The organism is Mesorhizobium sp. B1-1-1, from assembly GCF_006442955.1.
GTDB lineage: Bacteria > Pseudomonadota > Alphaproteobacteria > Rhizobiales > Rhizobiaceae > Mesorhizobium.
Genome location: NZ_VFWW01000011.1, coordinates 79,622 through 98,663, shown reverse-complemented (window position 1 = coordinate 98,663; position 19,042 = coordinate 79,622). Strand labels below are relative to the sequence as shown.

Genomic DNA, 19,042 nt, shown 5'->3' with positions numbered 1-19,042 from the left:
CTTATACCCATTGCGCGGTCCCGAAAATTTTTCAGTCGTGATGACCAGTTGGGACATTCCCGACAAATGAAAGTCGCGCCAGTCCTGGCCCGATCCTCCGCTCAACTGCCATCCACAGAGAGCAAGATGTCCTTTGCTATCGTACCCTAAGGTGTGAGGCTCTACCCTCCTGCCCTTCCCTTTGTAATTAAAAGAAATAATCGATCGGCTACGTATTGCGTCGCATATTGTGCGTTCCATCGAACCCCGCCCATTATTGTCGCGCTATCTAACCGTGCTTAGTATAGGTCACAAGGGGGATTCACGATGATTCTGAGCCGTGCGCATATTCAGAACTTTCGGGCGATTCGTGATGTCGTTGTTGAATTTGGAGCTCAAACCGCAATACTTGGCGGAAACGGCGCAGGGAAGTCTACAGTCCTCCGAGCCATCGATAAATTTTACTCGCCTACAAATACTATCGAGCTGGACGATTTCTTTGGGAGAGACACTTCAGAACCCATCGAAATCTCACTTACCTTCACTAATTTTAGCGCCGACGAGTTGGAGAGGTTCGGGGACCGGGTACAAGACAATCAGCTGACGGTCACTCGTGTCTTCGAAGCGGGTGGTGGAAGAACTAATGGACGGTATTTTGGTGCCAGACTGGCGCATCCACCTTTTGCCGATATTCGGGCCGCTTCAGGAGCGCTTGAGAAACGGCGCATCTTCAATGATGCAAGAGAACAGTATGGATTCGATCTCGCGCGTCGGGCAGACGAAATTGAACCACAACTGGACGCTTGGGAACGTGCGCACCCCGGCGACTGCGAGTTAATGCCAGACGACGGCCAGTTCTTTGGCTTCTCGAATGTGGGAAGGGGAAACCTTCAGAAAAGCACCAGCTTCGTCTTTATACCGGCGGTACGCGATGCATCAGCAGACGCAGTTGATGCGCGAGGCGCAGTGGTCGCGCGGCTTATGGAGTTGGTCGTCAGAAGCGCGGTCCAGCGGCGCCAAGATGTTAGATCCTTTCAAGAGCGCATCTCTCGTGAGTATGTTGAGCTTGTGAACCCAGAACGCCTTCCTGAACTGGGCGCCCTATCGGGCATCCTCACGAACACGCTACGTGACTTCTATGCGGAAGCCGCCGTTGCTCTCAAATGGCTCGCTCCCGCTGAGTTTGCCGTGCCACTGCCTTCGGCAGAGGTGCTCTTGGATGAAGACGGGTTCGAAGGTCCTGTCGATCGGAAAGGTCATGGCCTACAGCGCGCCTTTATCGTTACGCTACTTCAGCACCTAGCAAAGGCGAGCGCCGCTGATGCTGAACTTCCTCCAGAAGAAGGCCTTCGCGCCGATGATACCGTTGAAGGCATAGATGCTGGACCCGAACCAGCGGAGACGCTCGATCGTGAACTCGACGATGAGGCAACTGCTGCTATTGCTATTGAACCAGAGGTAATTCGTGCAAACGGCTCTGAGCCAGAGGCAGCTGCCGTTCACCAAGCACCTGCCGTGCCTCCCTTCGTCCTCCCCGGCTTGATTTTGGCAATTGAAGAGCCCGAACTCTACCAGCACCCCACGAAACAACGCCACTTCGCGAGAGTCCTGACGCGCCTCACTGACGGGAGCCTTCCGGGGGTAGCGGCTCAAACCCAGGTGGTCTTCGCCTCTCACTCATCCTTGTTTGTAGTTCTAAACAGATTTGACGAGGTTAGGGTTGCCCGTCGACACCTTCGGGACCCGGATGAACACAAAGAATGTCGCATAACGTCCTCCAGCATCCAAGCTGTCGCAGCCCGTTTGGAGGCAGCTCGGAATGTAGCCGCTGGCACCTTTACCCCAGCTTCGACCCGCGCCCGCCTCCACGTGTTCGGTCAAGAATTATCGGAAGGCTTCTTCGCCGACCTTGTGGTTCTGGTCGAGGGTATCAGCGACATCGCAGCGCTTTCAGCTGCGGCGGCACTGGAAGGCATCGATTTCGAGGCTTTTGGGATAGCCGTGCTTCAAACTCGTGGAAAATCAAGCATGGACAAGGCAGCGACTATCTTCCTCGAGTTGGAAATACCAGTTTACACAGTCTGGGACTGCGACGCAGGACCTCACGGCATCAAGGACGTGGAGACGAACCGCGCCATCCAAAGACTATTTGGAATTGCCCAGCCTTACGACGCGCGCACATTTGTTGGACCAGACTTCGCGTCTTTTGAGACCGAATTGGAGCCAACGTTGAAAGCGGAAATCGGCGTCGGGATTTATGATGCTCAAGTAGATGCAGTTAGGGATCACTTCGGGCTCCAAAATCGCGATGAGGTGCTAAAGACGCCCGCCGCGATGGCAACCGCGCTCCTTGAGGCCTCTCGACTCGGCGCACGAAGCCAGACACTTGCGGCAATTGTCGAAGCGATCATGCACAAGCGAAATCGGTGATCGTACGCAGCTCGCAAGGCGGCCAGTCATGGCTCTTCCGATACCACAGCGCAGACTGGGCCTGCCAAGGTGGACCAACAGAACGTCGTGGGCGAAGAGCTAGTGTGCCGCGCTGAGGTTCGCCAGCGCCAATAATCTCGGCTATGAAGGCCTCTTGCCGCTGGAGGGGAATCACAGCTCGCTCAAACGGAATTTGGATGCAGACGCAGGGTAATCCTGTGATCCGTTAAGGAACTGACGTGTCACGACTCACAGACCTCATTGCCGAAGTGAAGGCAAAAAATGATCAGCTGGGAGCTGACATCGAGCGCGAGTTCAAGGCGCTATCATCGCGGCGAGCTTTTGGCCTCAATTTCGAGCGCCATCAACCCGAGGCGGTCGAGTTGCCTCGTCGCACAGTACGCAAGGGCGATAAGGTGCGAGTGCTGCCGAAGCGCGGATCAACGGCGAAGGGCGATCAACGGCTTTGGATTGTTAGGGAGATCGAGAAATCCAACGATGCACGGCTCGACCTACTCGGCGGTACACGAGCGGATACCAGGGACTGTCCGATAGCCGACCTAGTGGTAGTGGCCGAGTTTCGAGATTTCATATACCCCGGGCTCGTAAGCACCGGAAAGATTGAGCGCGGCGGTGACAAGCCTTTCCACGCGGTTATCAATGGTGAAAATTACCATGTGCTGAAAGCACTGACCTATACCCATCGAGGCAAAGTTGACGCCATCTACATTGACCCGCCCTACAATACGGGCGCGAGAGACTGGAAATACAACAACGACTACGTGGAGGCAGAAGACCTCTATCGTCACAGCAAATGGCTAGCCTTCATGGAGAGAAGGTTAATCCTTGCTAGACAATTATTGAATCCGTCCGATTCGATACTAATCGTAACGATCGACGAAAAAGAATATCTTCGCTTAGGGCTGCTCTTGGAGCAAACGTTCCCAGAGGCAACTATCCAAATGGTCAGTAGCGTCATCAATCCTAAAGGATCTTCTCGCGCTGGCAGATTCAGTCGCGTCGATGAGTACCTCTTCTTTGTCTACTTCGGAACAGCCGGTGTACTTCCATGGCGTTCCGACATGCTCCGCGCGGATGACGGCGATTCGCGAAGCGTTCGATGGGCAGGGCTGATGAGAAATGGCGAAGGAAGCCGTCGAGAGCGCATCCCAAGTATGTTTTATCCCATCTACGTTGATGCAAAGACTGGCACTTTCCATTCAGCGGGCGAGCCACCGGCGGCAAAAATTAAGCCCGAAAAAGTTTCCAGCCCACCAGGAACGGTCGCCATATGGCCAATTGATCAAAACGGCCAAGAGTTGATGTGGCGTTTGAGCCCCGAGTCCCTTCGTGAATACATCAGGCTGGGCCATGTCAAATTTGGACGGCGAGATGCGGCTACAGGCCAGCGATCAGTCTCCTACCTTCAGCGAGGTATTAGGAAGATGCTGGAATCGGGGGAAGTAGCAATCGTTGGCAAAACATCCGAAGGCGCCCTGGAGCTGGAGTTTGCGGACTCGTTTGGGACCCGTAGTCCCGTCACAGTTTGGAACACCGTTTCCCACAGCGCTAGCGAGTACGGCGCGGGAGTTCTTAAGGCGCTGCTTCCTGGCAGGCGTTTCCCATACCCAAAATCGCCCTACGCGGTTGAGGATACGCTACGCTTCTTTGTGAAGAATAAACCCGACGCGACAATCCTTGATTTCTTCTCAGGTTCCGGCACGACTGCCCACGCCGTCATGCGCCTAAATCGCCAAGATGGTGGTCGTCGACAATGCATCTCCGTCACGAACAACGAGGTTGCTGCAAACGAGCAAGACGCGCTGAGAGAACAGGGATTTCGACCAGGGGATTCTGAATGGGAGGACAGGGGTATCTGTGACTACATCACAAAGCCCCGGGTTGCAGCAGCAATCAGCGGCAAGTGCCCCGATGGCCAACCCATCGAAGGAAACTACAAGTTTACGGACGAGTTCCCTATGGCCGAAGGGTTTGAGGAAAACGCCGAGTTCTTCACTCTAACCTACGAAACACTTGTGGCCGTGAGCCACAATCACGCCTTTGTTCGTATTGCGCCTCTCCTGTGGATGCGTGCGGGGAGCCAAGGAAGACGCATCGACCTGCCCCCACCTTCTGGCTGGGAGGTGGCGGATACCTACGGAATCTTGATCGATCTGGATCAAGTTACGCCTTTCTGCGAAGCAGCCCGGGCGGCAGAAGGGCTGCGATTTGCCTACATCGTCACCAATGATGACCGCCGGTTCCAAGCGGTTTCCCGTCACCTGCCCCACTCTGTCGAACCTATCCGACTTTACGAATCCTACTTCTCAAACTTCCGCTTCGCGAATGGTGAATGATCGATGAAGTTCACGCTGAAGGACTATCAGGACGAGGCAGTCCGCGATGTCCTCGTCAACCTTCGCAAGGCGTCCAGGCGTTGGCACGAGGAAAACGACAAACACGCGTTTTCTCTGACGGCCACTACTGGCGCTGGCAAAACCGTGATGGCAGCTGCTGCGTTCGAGGCGCTCTTTCACGGGGATGACACTTTCGAATTCGATGCCGATCCTGGGGCCGTGGTAATCTGGTTCAGTGATGATCCGGCGCTCAACGAGCAGACTCGATTCAGACTGATGGAAGCGTCAGAACTGCTTAACTTCACCGACCTTGTTGTCGTTCAGAACACGTTCAATCGCGAGAAATTCGAGCCCGGAAAGGTATATTTCCTCAATACGCAGAAGCTCGGCAAAAATAGCCTTCTCGTGCGGGGGCACGACCCTGAAGCGATGTATGCAGAACGAGGAGAGCCATTCCCCGAATTGCGGCCCGACATGCGCTCCTACACGATCTGGGACACGATTCAGAACACTATCGATGACCCTTCGCTGACCCTTTATCTCGTGCTTGACGAGGCTCACCGGGGTATGGGGAACGCGACAAGAGCAGTGCTGGACGCCAAGTCCACGATCGTGAAACGGCTAATAAACGGCGCTGGCGCCGTGCCCGCGATACCCATCGTATGGGGTATCTCGGCGACCGTTGAGCGGTTCAATGCAGCGATGGCGGGGGCCGAAGGTAGAAGCACACTACCCCACGTTGTTGTGGACTCTGCGAAAGTGCAAGATTCAGGGTTGCTGAAGGATACGATCATCCTCGACATCCCTGAAAAGGCAGGACATTTCGACACGGTACTCGTCCGACGAGCAACGGACAAGATCAAGGAAATCAGCGCGGCCTGGGCCGAGTACGCCAAGCAGCAAGATGATGCAGATGTCGTGAAGCCCCTGATGGTCCTTCAGGTACCAAATACTCCGGATCCCAATGAGATTGGGCGTGCTCTGGATATGATCTTCCAGCATTGGCCGGAGCTGACAAGCGACTCCGTCGCGCACGTTTTTGGCGAGCACAGCACTCAGACGTTCGGCGTTCATGCAATCCCGTACATTTCCCCGGAACGAGTGCAGGAATCGACTTGGGTTCGCGTGCTGATCGCAAAGGACGCCATTAGCACTGGGTGGGACTGCCCTAGAGCCGAGGTCATGGTCTCCTTCCGTCCGGCCAGAGACCGTACGCATATCACGCAATTATTAGGGCGCATGGTTCGCACCCCGTTGGCCCGTCGTATCCCAGGCAACGAGAGGCTCAATTCCGTTGAATGCCTGCTACCCTTCTTCGACGTGAAGTCGGTAGAGGCCGTTGCAGACGCACTGATGAACGGAGGTGGTGATGTTGGAGACGCGCCACTTCCCGGCCGTCGAGTTCTTATCAACCCCAAGGAAATGACTCCTAACCCGTCAATCCCGGAGTCGATATGGGAAAAGTTTCTATCGCTGCCATCACAGGCCTTGCCCCAGCGGGTAGCGAGGCCCGTGAAACGACTGACCGCTCTTGCTCATGAACTAGCCGCAGACGGGCTGCTGCCCGACGCGGGCAAAACTGCGCACGGCGAGATGCACAAGGTCCTCGATGCTGCTAGGACCCGATACGCCGGTGAAATCGCCACCGCGCGCAAAGGTGTCCTCACTGTCGACGGCAAGACGTTGACCGCCGATCTAAAGGAGAAGGAAAAGTCCTTCGACGACTTTTGGGAGGAAGCTGATTATTCGGTTATTGAAGACGCCTATCGCAGGGCATCCCGCGCATTGAGCCCGGACCTTTCTCGTACCTATGCCGAATATTTGGCAACGAAGGCGGCCCATGCAGATACCCCAGAAGACGCCCTCATGGAGGCCCATGCGGATATTGCGGCATTGGGGCTGGTCTCAGAGGTGAAGACGTACTTGGACGGGGAGGCGGACAAACTTTCCAAGGAATGGCTGGAAAAGTACCGCGTCGCGATTAAGGGACTCTCGGACGAGCGCCGAGACGCATACCGCCAAATCAAGGAAATGAGCACCGAACCACAGGACATCGATCTAGCTAGACCTAACTCATGGATGGCTGCCACCTCAGTGCGCGAAACGAATGGAAGCGAAACTGCTCTCCCGACCTACGAGCATCATATGCTCTGCGACGAGACCGGCGGCTTTCCAGCCGAAATGAACACGCCAGAAATCAAGGTGCTTGAGACCGAGATGCGGCATCCGGGGTTCCAGGCGTGGTACCGCAATCCGTCGCGACCGAGTCAGGACTCTCTCGGGGTCGCGTATTTCAATAACACGCAGACCAAGATTGTCCGCCCGGACTTTATTTTCTTTTCCTTGCAACCGAATGGTACGATCGCTGCGGATATCGTCGACCCCCATGGCACCCACCTTAGCGACGCTATGCCCAAACTCCGCGGCCTCGCCCGCTATGCCGAAACGCACCCCAACGTCTACCGCCGCATCGAGGCAGTCGAGAAGGTAGGCGACAAGTACCGGGTGCTGGACCTCACCAACGCGGAAGTCCGCAAGGCGGTGGCCGATGCCAAGGAAGCAAGGACCCTTTTCGATAGCGGAGTTTCGAGTGAGTATCTGACACCAGACTGACGATCGTTTCCAATCGAGAGGTTTTTCGTAAGACACTTGGGGTGGTTTGACCGTTGGTGTACGGGGCCTCTCTTTGAAACATTTTTCAGAAAAATTTGTTTCCGCAATACGTATACTTTGCCTAGTCAATCTCCCCCTGCCCCCTGGAGGCCGCTTAGGAAATCGCTCACCTTCGCGCTTGCATCTTCGCAGCGAACTCCGTGTCTCGTTGCCTTTGCTAGTCTCTTTGAGACTTGCCCTTGTGAGACCATAGAAGCGCCCCCTTTTGTTGTATCACACAAGTGGGCATTGACATTATGATACGCCCGGATCACAATCTCTAAGAGTTAAATGATACTCTCGGAGTGAAGGATGCCACCAACGAAACCCACGGCGCCACAAGGCCACCTTGTCGGATACGCCCGCACCTCAACCACAGATCAAAAGGCGGGACTAGCAGCACAACAGCGGGACCTCTTGGCCGCAGGTTGCCTGAAGATATTCCACGAAGAACTATCTTCAGTCGCCACGAAACGCCCCCAGCTTGATGCGGCTCTGGAGTATGTCAGAGATGGGGACACCTTCATTGTCACCAAACCGGACCGGCTGGCACGCTCGACGCTGGACTTGTTGCAGATCGCTAAGGGCCTCGAGGGCAAGGGCGTTGCGCTCCGCATCTTATCGCTCGATCTCAACACCTCGACGCCCACCGGCAAATTGATGCTTACCGTATTGGGAGGCATTGCGGCGTTTGAGCGCGACCTCATGCTTGAGCGCCAGCGCGAGGGCATTGCCAAGGCCCAGGCCGAAGGCAAATATAAAGGCCGCGCTCCAACCGCTCGGCGTCAGGCTGCTGACGTGCTTCGCCTTAGGGCTGAGGGGCTTACGGCAGACGCCGTTGCTAGTCAGCTGGGGATCGGCCGAGCAAGCGTCTTCCGCATCCTCAAAGCCGGTGCTGCGGCGAAGGGACAAACTCCATGAAGCTCGTCGCGAAACGATACGTTGATCCGGCGGCCGACAAGACCAGTGGAGACTACTTCCAAGCCGCTGCGGACCTTGGCGCGAAAGATCTTAGACGTGAGCTGTTTGATCAAGCCGATGACGACTTTGGCGTTCAAGTTGCCAATGTTGAAGCGCTACTGAAGCCTGCAAACTGGCTAACGGAGCGCCCATCCGTTGAGATCCACGGTTATTACAACCAGCTTAGCAACCTCATCGTCTCTTGGCACCCGGGGGCCGGTCGCGAGCAGTTTGACCCAAAGTTTATCAACAGGGTCGAACATGAGTTTCTAATACGTCCCGCTGAATACCGTCGACCACGTGGGGAGTTGATGTATGTGCAAAAGCCCTTCGGGAGTGAAGCTGCAGAGAGGTCTCTGCTGCAAGGGTTTGCTGCTAGGTATCGAGAACTCCTCGCTGACATCGCTTCCGCTGTCACCATCACCACATGTATCCAGCTGCGTGTGGTTGCTGGTGGGCGCAGCAAAGGACACAAGCTGGAGGTAAGCAAACTGAAGAAATATCTGCAGCATCCTTGATGAGATACCATACATTCTCCATGATTCGTTGCTACACTTATAATCCTATACCGGCGTGGAGCCAGTGCTACTTCCACGCTCTTTATGATAACCCAGAGAATCACAGTGACGAGCCAAAGGGGAAACCCAACAACGTGGATGACCACGGACCGAAGCGACCGCTCCAGTCTCACCAAGTTTCGGAAGCTCCGGAACCAAGCCCTAATTTGTAGCCACAAAGGTTGCACCAATCAGCGAGCCGGGCTTAGCCGCTTCTGCCGGTCCCATGCTGATCGGCTACGGGACATCGGAGACCCTGTTGCTACCGTGCCCAGCCTTGGGCAACTTGAGGTCTTCTCCAAGGCCATCGAGCGATGGATCGAGCAGGACTGTCTGCCGATGCAGCGAGACCAGATCGAGCAAGAACTGCGCTTCCAGGCCCGGAAGTTCAACCGTCCGGAGAGCTGGGCCGTGCGGCCAGGTGATTTGCACCGCAGGATCACCCAACGAGGCCGTGCCGAGATCGTCAAAGCTACCATAGCCAAGAATGGCGGGGACTTCCGGGAATGGTTCATTCGCGCGGCAGCGGTCGAGGGCTGGGCTCTGCTCCATTTCGATGGCCTCCCCGAATTTCGCAAGAGGTTCATAGAGACGCAGGCGGGAAGCTGGGCGACCCAGAGGGGAACCCCAAGCCGAAAATGGACTATGCCTGTGATGACGAAGGACACGACGACAATCCTCTACACGGCCAACGGCCCAAGACACCCGACTGTCTGGTCTTCGCACACGCAGTTGCAGCGGAAGAAGGTGTCCGGCACGGTCCAGCGGCTGCTTGGCGCTGACGCTCTGGCTGCGGCAAAGAGCTCCTTGCATCTTGGGGTGTCCCTGTGGGATCAGCCGGTGAAATCACCAATCGGCGAAGGCTACGCGACGCTCCTCGCATCTGTGCGCATCGGCCTTCACAGAGCTAACGCGGCCTGAGCGCAGCGTCCTATACCATTGCAATCAAGGGAAGCCTGTTTTGACTGCTTCTGACATCGACGATCTAGATACAGCAGAAGCTATGGAGGCAATAGGAAAGGCCCTTGCCATCACCCCGGGGGCTCCTCAGGGTGAGCCTGAGACTCTCGACCTCGACCAGCTGCGTGCTGTCGAAAGCGTCTTCCAGCCAAGGGATTTGACCTTTCGGGAGGGAGAACACGAAGCTCACGTTGATGTCTTGGCGAAGGCCATCGGAAGACCTGAGAAACCCAACTACCTTGAGGCAATCACCGTTTGGTGGGGCGGATCGGGCTGGTACATTCTTGACGGGCACCACAGGCGGCTCGCCTACAAGCGAGCGAAAGTCGTAAGGGATATCCCGGTCCGTGTATTCACAGGTGACCTCGCACAGGCTCTCGCGAAAGCGGTCTCTCTGAATTCCAAGAACAAGATGCCTATGAGTCTTCAGGACAAGACAAATGCCGCATGGAAGCTCACAGCTCGGACCGACTATTCCAAGAGCCAAGTCGCCTTAGAATGCGCCGTAGCTGAGAGTTCAGTGGCCAATATGAGGCGGGTCAAGCGACAATTGACCAAGCAGGCAGTAACTGCGGACCAGATGTTGGGAATGAGTTGGGCAGAAGCCCAACGCGTGGCTAAAGGTGAGGATCGTCCAGAGATTGATCACGACACCGCAACAGAACGCCGCGCTCAAGGTTACGTCAAAAGCCTAGCTCGGGCACTGAAGGATCGACCTCACAAAGACCCTGAGGGTTTCGCGCGGGCTCTCCTCTTGTTGGACGAGAGGCTCCCCGGGAGATTGCTGGAGACGGAAGCCTGGGCCGACGTTCGTTTAAGCTACCTTCACGAGCAGGAGGAGCTCTCGGATGGTGATTACTAGGATACTAGGGGTGCATCCATACATGTGCATTTTGCATAGGCTGTCAGATTACATAGTCAGCGGCGGCGGCACCGGGCCATCCCTCAAACACAATCAGAATAGGCACTAAGAATCCTCCTCCATTTCAAGTTTCATGTCCCCCATTGCTGCGGCTGGCCGATATTCCGTCTTCAGAAGCACTGGCATCCTATTTATCGTAAGACTGGCGGACGTGTAGCCGACAGAGCGGGTACCTTTCGTAATATTTGGGTATTTCTGAAATAATACGTCGTTGTATTGCGGTCTAAACAAGTGGATAAGCAAAGCCTCTACTTCAGACGTAAGTTCGGGAGCGCGTGGCTTTATAATTGGCTGGTTGAAAAACTTATCCATCTCTTCTTCATTCTTCATTTCAAATAAGATTGGCTTGACACCTTTTGGAATGGCAAACTCGTATCCGCCAATCAAATTGGCTTCATCGAATCCAACGATATCAAGAAGAAGGATTGCGATCTCGAAGCTGGTCTTTCGACTTTGGAGTGAAATCGCATCCTCCAAAGTCAGTATCTTCTGGAGTTTTTCGTGTCCAGTCAGGCGTTCCCAAATCTCCTGAGACCAAGCCTTTCCTATGTAATGGACATGATACTCAAGATATGGCTCGATGTCTCCCTCAATATCAGCGGGCAACCCATTGACTATTACCTCATACAAAAATTTTTGAGGAGTTTCCCATAGAATAAATTTACCATCGTCTGAAAGTATCTTAAAAGCAGCAACGTCCATATATGGAGGATATTCATCAGGCTCATCCTTATAGTATTGTATCTCGACCTGAACTAATCCCCCTGCTTCCATAATTTCGGCTTCCGCGAGGTCGAACCGACACACTAAGGGCTTGTTGATTCCGTCCAAAATTTCGAAATTGATTACCCCTTGACCCATCGTTATGTTTTGGAACCACATAAGAGGGCGTTGCACGATGCAGTAAACTGTACAACCTTTAAGCCGCTCTTTTACCTCCTCTTCACCCTTCAGAAACTCAAATTCATATGCGCTTACTATTGGATATCGAGTTTCCGCTTGAATATCGATCAACTTGATGCCGTCTAACATTGAGCCCCCAGAATCTGCCGCAATCGTGTTTGGCCGACCAACGCTTATATGAGCAGCAAAGTTTTCAGTCGATCCTTTGTTGGTAGGCCGTTACGGTCGTTCAGAGCAATCAAGCTGGCTGGCCTTGTTAATCCGCATGAGGCTCAGACGCATATGGTGTGGCACTCTTGGCACGGCTCTTGACTGAGAGATACACCGCTGCTACCGCTTGAGATACACCAAAGCGGCCGACGCTCTGTGGAAGTGATCGCATCAAGCGATTGAAAATAAGGAGTTTTCTGGACTTTTTGCACCCGGTTCGATTTGTCGAACTTGTCCGGCCCGGGGAGCCACTTAATCCAGAAATGTCTTTAAACCCAAGCACTGCAAGGCTTTCCGCCTCCCAGAGGTACACTGCGGGGTACACTGGGCTATGACGATCGGCGTGAACCACATTCAGAAACGCGGCAAAGCCGGATGGCGCTACAGGCGCAAAATCCCTGGAGAACTTCGGGTTATTTTGGGCACGCGAGAACACCTCGTGCCCGCTTGGCGCCACTGACCAGGAGGCCCTCAAGAAATACCCTGGGGTTCATGTAGGGGCCGAGAAGTTTTTTGTCCGACGCGGTCAAGCGCGCGAACGGCCCCGACAGAGTGGGATCAGTTCCGCGACGAAATAGCCGCTGCTTGCAAAACGGGATTTGGCGAGGTCATCGAAGCGGCGCGATTCTATGTCGAATTCGGCGTGCCTGAAGGTCACGTCGCCTTCCACGCAGCGGCTCGATACACCGATCCGTTCCGCTCAATGTTGTCGAGCAAGCCGTCTCTCGAAGAAACCAAAGCCGATAGTGATCAATGCCGCCAGCAGGAAATATCCTAGCGCGGCGGCGAACAGAGGCTCGTAGACCCGAAATGTCTGCGCGCGAACGAGGTTCGCCGCGCCCATCAGTTCGAAGACCGTGATCGTCGACGCCAGTGCGGTCCCCTTCAAAAGCAGGATGTTCTGGCCGCCGATCGCCGGCAAAGCCAACCTGAAAGCCTGCGGGAGAAGGACGGAAATCATGATCCGTGTTTTCGACAGGCCAAGCGATTGGCCGGCCTCACGCTGCCCTTCTGGAATGGCCTGTATCGCCCCTCTCCAAATCTCGCCACAGTAGGCCGCGGTGTTCAGGGAAAGGGTAAAAAACGCATAGAAGTCCGCGCCTCGCAAAATGGGCCAGAGCGGGCTGTAGCGGATCGAGGGGATCCCCGAGAGAATTTGGCCGATACCGAAGTAGCAGAGGTAAAGCTGGACCAGGAGCGGGGTCCCCCGGAACGCGAGGATAAACGCAACCGCAGGATATCGCAGCCATTTCCTGTTGGATAACCGGGCCAGTGCAACCGGGATAGCAAGCAAATTGCCGACCACCGCACAGCCGAGGAACAGGATTATGGTGACCTGGGCGCCGGCCAGAAGCTGATTGGCGAGGTAGGCTCCAAACTCAGTCACGCTAGCCCCGCCTCCCGCCACGGACGGTGGCTGTTTCGAGGGCATGGAAAAGCATCGCCGATATGCCCGACATGGCGAGGAACACGAACGCGATCGCGCAATAGAACATGAAGTAATCGCGCGTCGCGCCGGCAGCCATCTTGCCGGCGAGAACGAGCTCGGTAAAACCGATCAGGCTGACCAGTGAGCTTTCCTTCAAGACGACCAGCCACAAATTGCCAAGCCCCGGCAAGGCCAGGGGAACCATTTGCGGCACGGTCACCAGGAAGAAGGTCTGGCGCCGTGTCAGACCGAGTGAATAGGCTGCCTCGACCTGACCTCGCGGGATGGCCACGATCGCGCCGCGCAGGACCTCCGTGCTGTAGCCGCCTTGAACGATCCCAAGCGACAGCGTCGCGGCGACAAACCCATTGACCTGGAATTCGGAAGTCAGTCCCGCCAGGCTCACGGCCCAGCGCAACGCGTCCGTCGCGGTATAGTAGACGAGAAATATGATGAGAATGTCCGGTACGGACCGGATGATTGTCGTATAGGCAACGGCTGCGGAGACCGCCACGCGGTTCTTCGAGATCTTGGCCACCGCACCCATGAGGCCGAGGGTCAGGCCCACGAGATAGGCGCTGATCGAAATTCCAAGGCTCAGGCAAGCGCCAAGAAGCAATTCGTCGCCCCAGCCCTTGTCCCCGAAGCTGAGCAGGGTTGCCCAAGACACGGTCGAGTTCATACAGCGCGTTCCAGTTCAATGAAGATGGCGACGGCCGCCCCGGGCCGGCCGTCCCCCGGGCCTGAACCAGATGATCAATCGCCGTAAATGTTGAAATCGAAATAGCGCTTGGTGATCGTCTCGTACTCGCCGCTGGCGCGCACCGCCTTGAGTGCTGCATTGAGGCGGTCCCTCAGAGCGGTGTCTTCCTTGCGCAGGCCGCCGCCGTCGCCGTATCCAAACATTTTCTCATGCGGCAGCGTCACCTTGATTTCATAAGCTTGGCCCTCCGGCTTCTTCAAGAAATCCTGGATCTGGATGCCTGCCGCAGCCATGAGATCCACGCGTCCGGCCTGGATGTCCGCGATTTCGTCATCGAGTGTTGGATAGATCTTCACTTCGGCAATGCCGTTGAACTTATCCTGCATGTAGGTCGCCTGCAGGCTGGCACTCTGTGCCGCGACCGCAATCCCCTTGAATGTCTCCGGCTTGGTCACGTCGAACTGCCGCGTATCCGCCTTGGCGCCGACAAGCACGTTGGGCGAATAGTAGTACTTGTCGGTGAAATCGATCACCTCCTTGCGCTTGTCCGTGATCGACATCGAGCTCCAGATGACGTCGAACTTCTTGGCCAACAGCGCGGGAATGATGCCGTCCCAGGCGATATCGACGATCTCACATTTCGCCTTCATCTCTTTGCAAACGGCATTCATCAGGTCGATTTCCCAGCCCTGCCAGGTGCCGCTGGCATCCTTGACGGAGAAAGGCGGGTATGGCTCCGCGGCGACACCGAAACGGATGACATCGTCGGCCGCCGACGATGAATTGGCGGCGCCAAATACCGCCACGATCAGTGACAAGGCGAGTGCAAGCTTTTTCATGATTGTTCCCCTTTTTGTTTATGTGGATTTGTATCTTCCGCAATGATGATGCTGGTAGCCGGGCATCTGCCGATCTTTCGACGTCGGCCCGTGGCCAGCCGGCAGCATCGAGCATCGTGGACTGGTTCGGATGTCGGCGATGCGAACTTGGCCATTCGGCTCAGTCGACCTTCTTTCAGGGCGGTGTTTGAAAACGCTAACAGTTCAAATGATCTCGATCTAATGCCCCCTGCCGTGCGGTTCATCACCAATAGTTATGACGATAGCCCCTTCGAGTGACGCAGTCCGGCGACCGGCAAACGATCGGCGCTCATTGATCGGCGCGTGCGAGGACAGGGCTGAATTGAACGGTTCACGACGCCGCCATTGATCGCGCCTATGAGTTTTCAGCGATAGTCCCGCGCCCACGGGAATAAGCTCGCGACTGTCCACCAAATTTCTGATGTGGCATCGTCGGCTGGTTCCGGGATGGCCGGCCGCAATGCGGTCGGTCCGGTGCGTTCGCTCTAAGGTCGTCATATGAATAGCAGCCCTTGCCGGTCCATCGAGGAGATGAGCGAAAAGATCGCTGCCGGCCTGTCGCCCGTGGAAATCATGGAGGGTTGCCTCGATCGCATCCAGGAACTGAATGAACACATCAAGGCGATGATTTTCGTGGCCGAAGCTGATGCCCTGGACGCCGCGCTTCAGGCCACACGCGAAATCAGATCCGGTCACAGGCGCGGCCCGCTGCATGGCGTGCCGATCGCGGTCAAAGACGTTATCGACGTCAAGGATTGGCCGACAACGGCTGGCTCCCGGTTGTTTCGGGATCACGTCGCGACGGAAACGGCAACATGCATTGCCAATCTTCAGGCGGCCGGCGCCATCATCATCGGCAAGACGAACCTGCACGAACTGTGCGTCGGCGGCCACGACAATCCTTGGCACGGCAAGGTCGCCAACCCGCTTGATCCGGACCGTGGGACAGGTGGCACGAGCAGCGGGTCGGCCGCAGCGGTCGCGGCCGGTTTTTGCCTGGCAGCGGTTGGCACGGACAGCGGCGGGTCAAACCGATCCCCGGCTGCTGCAACCGGCTTGTTCGGTTACAAGCCGACGAATGATCTGATCGCCGTGCAGGGCGTCATGAGCATAGCGCCTTCGCTGGACTGCGTCGGCGTTCTTGCACGCTCGGTCAGGGACGTTCGCCTGATGACCGAGGCGCTTGCCGGAAAACGGCTCGCCCCGTCGGCAAGCGGGGGCAGCAAAACGACAACGGGCATCACGATCGGCATCTGCCCCGAACTGCTTGGCGCTCACGTCGACACGTCAGTCGATATCGCGTTGGCTACCATGCTCGATCGTCCTGAAGTGCGCACGGTCGAGATCACCTTCGACGACAGGGAGGCGTTCGTTGCCGCGGGACTGACAATCCTCCAATGTGAGTTCGCGCGAATCTACCGCAATGCAATCGAGCAGAAGCCGGACATGGTCGGCGACGCGGTTCACTCATTCCTGCAGGGCGGCATTCGCATCCATGCCGGCGCCTATGATAGCGCCATCGAAATCCGTAACGGCGTGCGAGGCCGGTTTCTGGAGAAAATCGCGGGCCTGGACGCTTTTGCCATTCCTACGGCGCCTGGATCGGCGCCGCGGCTTTCCGACGAACTTACCGAGGTGAATGGGGAAATGGTGCCGTGGGGACTGGCCGGCGGCCGCTTCCGCCGCTGGGCAAATATGCTTGGCATGCCGGCGTTGGCTATTCCTTTGCCGGTTCCTGACGGGCTTCCGGTGTCGGTGCAACTGGCCGCAGGTCCGGGTCAGGACGCCGGTTTGCTCGATCTCGCCGAAATGTTGACAAGCAACTGAAATCAGTTCCGCCAAATCGCTGAAAGTTCATAACCTCCAGGAATAAACTTCCTTCGCGCGCCTCTTGGAACATCCGACCCTTCCCATTAATCTTGGCGTTCGCAGCTCGCTGTTTCGGCACAGCGATCCAGCTGCCTGGCAAGGTAAGCGGGCATGAAATTTGGCGAAAAGGACACCGTCACGAAGGAGGCAGAGTTTACGCCTCGCGAGATCGAGGTCTTCGCTTCGGTCATGCTGCATGGAACAACCACCAAGGCGGCCGACGCACTTGACATCACGCAGCCGGCTGTCAGCAAGATGCTCCAGCAACTCAGCGAGAAGGCGGATTTCCAGCTGTTCAGGAAAAGCCGGCAGCGGCTGATCCCCACACCTGAAGCGCACATGCTCTATGCCGAGGTGAAGCGCGTTTTCGAGTCCGCGCGCGGCATCTCGCGCGCCGCGAGGGAGATACGCGAGCTACGAAGTGGCAGGTTGAATATCTGCGCGCTCCCGGCCTTCGGGTCCACGCTGCTGCCATCCATCATCACGAGCTTCTCAAAACAGCATCCATCCGTGTCGATTTCCCTGGATATCCGCAGCTCCGCCACGGTGGTGCAGCGGGCGAGCCGCAATCAGCTCGACATCGGAATAGGCGTAACGGCATCGGACGAGAATTCTTCAATCGTCAGGCGAGCGCTGACAGCGACCCCACCGGTTTGCGTCATGCCGGCGGGTCACCGTCTGGCCGAGCTCGACGTGGTGCAGGCAGAAGATCTCGACGGTCTCGACTTCATCTCGATGGGCTCCGCTGATCCGATGCGGCAGCAGCTCGATGCCTTGTGCGAAGAACGCGGAGTGGGACGTCTGTTGAAGATAGAGGCCAGTCTGTCCAGTGCGTGCATCGCCCTTGTCGCGTCCGGGGCGGGCGTGAGCGTCGTCGACAGGCTTTCGGCGTGGCTGGCACGCGACCTGCCGATCGAGATCAGGGATTTCCGGCCACGTCTCGATCTGAACCTCAGCGTCTACCGGCCTTGGGGTGTCATTGCATCGACGGCGGCGGACGCCTTCACCGAGCATCTTATCCAGACGACGCGAAGCTTTATGAACGGCGTAGAGGCAGGAATCACCGCCCTGGGTCCTCGCCGCCAGGCCGACAGAACTGTTTTCATTCACCGCTGAAAGCCTCTAGCGGAGCGGCAGGCATTCGAACAGGCGGCCGATATCGGCTTCGTCATTGTAGACATGCGGCGACACGCGCATCTTCGTGCCGCGCAGCGTGACGTGCACGTCAGCCCGCTTCAGCTCTTGTGCCGCATTCGGCGCGAGACGGCCCCCTATGTCGAGGATCGCGATATGGGGCGTTGGGTGTCGCGGACGCGCGACCGGCAGCCCTCTGCTTTCCGCCTGCGCCCAGACAAGCTCATTAAGGTGACGCAGGCGCTCAAACACGCGCCCGACGGTCCAACCGCGGATGAGCTTCATTGCGGCGATTGCGATAGGCAGGACCGCGAAATCGGAGCGTTCCCCCATGTCGAACCGCCGCGCGCCGGGAAGAAACTCGGCCACGGCCACCTTGTAGAAGTCCGATTTGTCCCCGCCCATCCGGTTCCATGAATGATGCTCCAGAGTGCGCCCCTCTGTGTGCCAACGCCGGTCGGCGTAAAGGAATGCGAGGCGATATGGCCCCAGAAGGAACTTGTAGGTGGCAAAGACGAGAAAGTCCGGTCGGACGCGCCGGACATCGAAGGGTATCGCGCCAACCCACTGGGTTCCGTCAACGACAAGACTGGCGCCCGCTGCCCGTGTGGCGGCGGCCACCGCCTCCAGGTCGATCGCCACGCCCTCGAACCAATGCACCAGCGTCCCCGCAACGACCGCGATGGGACGGCTCGAGTCTTGGATTGCCGATACGATCGCGCTGGTCCAGTCGCCGTCGGCTGGTTGCGGGACGATATCAACGCAGGCGCCGGCGCGTTGCGCGAGGTCATACCAGACATATCTGTGCGAGGTGTGTTCGTTCTCCATCAGAAGGATGGCCGAACCTGCCGCAACCAAAACGTTGGCGGCTGCGATAGCCATGCCATAGCTGGTGGCGGCCACAATGGCGATCTCATCGGCATCGGCGCCCACCATTGATGCGGCGAGCTGCCGAGCCTCTTCCACCTCGTCGTAATAGGAGGCGATGGTCATTTTCCAGGGTTCGGCTTTCACCCTGACGCCGGCCTCGCCGGCCGCGACGGCGGCGGTCGGGATCGGAGACATGTATGCGACATCCAGATAAGCTGTCTCGCGGGGAATGGAGAAGAGATCTCGT

The 19,042-nt window shown here is 56.8% G+C and carries 14 protein-coding genes; 9 read left to right on the top strand and 5 right to left on the bottom strand.

From position 1 onward, the window contains the following. The first annotated feature begins 306 nt into the window (after positions 1-306). From FJ986_RS22990 to FJ986_RS22960, 7 genes are all read left to right on the top strand, one after another. Positions 307-2,409: an AAA family ATPase gene (locus FJ986_RS22990; RefSeq protein ID WP_140675799.1), complete on the top strand. Its 2,103-nt coding sequence runs from the start codon at positions 307-309 to the stop codon at positions 2,407-2,409. Between the two features lie 239 nt (positions 2,410-2,648). After that, positions 2,649-4,766 (top strand): DNA methyltransferase, encoded by a 2,118-nt coding sequence (locus FJ986_RS22985; RefSeq protein ID WP_140675796.1) that lies wholly within the window; start codon positions 2,649-2,651, stop codon positions 4,764-4,766. A 3-nt stretch (positions 4,767-4,769) separates the two neighbouring features. Then, complete coding sequence (locus tag FJ986_RS22980; protein ID WP_140675793.1) at positions 4,770-7,379, top strand: DEAD/DEAH box helicase family protein; 2,610 nt, start codon at positions 4,770-4,772, stop codon at positions 7,377-7,379. Between the two features lie 351 nt (positions 7,380-7,730). Then, positions 7,731-8,339: a recombinase family protein gene (locus FJ986_RS22975; RefSeq protein ID WP_140675790.1), complete on the top strand. Its 609-nt coding sequence runs from the start codon at positions 7,731-7,733 to the stop codon at positions 8,337-8,339. Continuing rightward, the gene (locus FJ986_RS22970) at positions 8,336-8,896 is read left to right on the top strand and encodes a hypothetical protein (protein WP_140675787.1); all 561 of its coding nucleotides are present in this window, start codon (positions 8,336-8,338) and stop codon (positions 8,894-8,896) included. The genes FJ986_RS22975 and FJ986_RS22970 overlap by 4 nt, the downstream gene beginning before the upstream one ends. 306 nt (positions 8,897-9,202) lie before the next feature. Beyond that, positions 9,203-9,856 carry a hypothetical protein gene (locus tag FJ986_RS22965; RefSeq protein WP_140675784.1) on the top strand — a complete coding sequence of 218 codons (654 nt, stop codon included), beginning with the start codon at positions 9,203-9,205 and terminating at the stop codon, positions 9,854-9,856. A 40-nt stretch (positions 9,857-9,896) separates the two neighbouring features. Beyond that, on the top strand, positions 9,897-10,757 hold the full coding sequence (locus tag FJ986_RS22960) for a ParB N-terminal domain-containing protein (RefSeq protein WP_140675782.1): 861 nt from the start codon (positions 9,897-9,899) through the stop codon (positions 10,755-10,757). Between the two features lie 105 nt (positions 10,758-10,862). On the opposite strand, the gene FJ986_RS22955 is transcribed toward FJ986_RS22960, so the two are convergent. The 4 genes from FJ986_RS22955 to FJ986_RS22940 form a co-directional block, all read right to left on the bottom strand. After that, positions 10,863-11,849: a hypothetical protein gene (locus FJ986_RS22955; RefSeq protein WP_140675779.1), complete on the bottom strand. Its 987-nt coding sequence runs from the start codon at positions 11,847-11,849 to the stop codon at positions 10,863-10,865. 781 nt (positions 11,850-12,630) lie between these two features. Beyond that, positions 12,631-13,317 carry an ABC transporter permease subunit gene (locus FJ986_RS22950; protein WP_140564104.1) on the bottom strand — a complete coding sequence of 229 codons (687 nt, stop codon included), beginning with the start codon at positions 13,315-13,317 and terminating at the stop codon, positions 12,631-12,633. A gap of 1 nt (position 13,318) precedes the next feature. Further along, on the bottom strand, positions 13,319-14,041 hold the full coding sequence (locus tag FJ986_RS22945) for an ABC transporter permease subunit (RefSeq protein WP_140517154.1): 723 nt from the start codon (positions 14,039-14,041) through the stop codon (positions 13,319-13,321). Positions 14,042-14,115: 74 nt separating this feature from the next. Further along, on the bottom strand, positions 14,116-14,901 hold the full coding sequence (locus FJ986_RS22940; RefSeq protein ID WP_140495742.1) for a transporter substrate-binding domain-containing protein: 786 nt from the start codon (positions 14,899-14,901) through the stop codon (positions 14,116-14,118). A 594-nt stretch (positions 14,902-15,495) separates the two neighbouring features. Here FJ986_RS22940 and FJ986_RS22935 point away from each other — a divergent pair. Continuing rightward, complete coding sequence (locus FJ986_RS22935) at positions 15,496-16,749, top strand: amidase (protein WP_224680461.1); 1,254 nt, start codon at positions 15,496-15,498, stop codon at positions 16,747-16,749. Positions 16,750-16,902: 153 nt separating this feature from the next. After that, positions 16,903-17,907, top strand: coding sequence for a LysR substrate-binding domain-containing protein (locus tag FJ986_RS22930; protein ID WP_140495740.1), 1,005 nt, complete (start codon positions 16,903-16,905; stop codon positions 17,905-17,907). Between the two features lie 6 nt (positions 17,908-17,913). Here FJ986_RS22930 and FJ986_RS22925 read toward each other — a convergent pair whose 3' ends face one another. Beyond that, positions 17,914-18,939, bottom strand: coding sequence for an aminotransferase class V-fold PLP-dependent enzyme (locus FJ986_RS22925; RefSeq protein WP_246675552.1), 1,026 nt, complete (start codon positions 18,937-18,939; stop codon positions 17,914-17,916). Positions 18,940-19,042 lie beyond the last annotated feature (103 nt).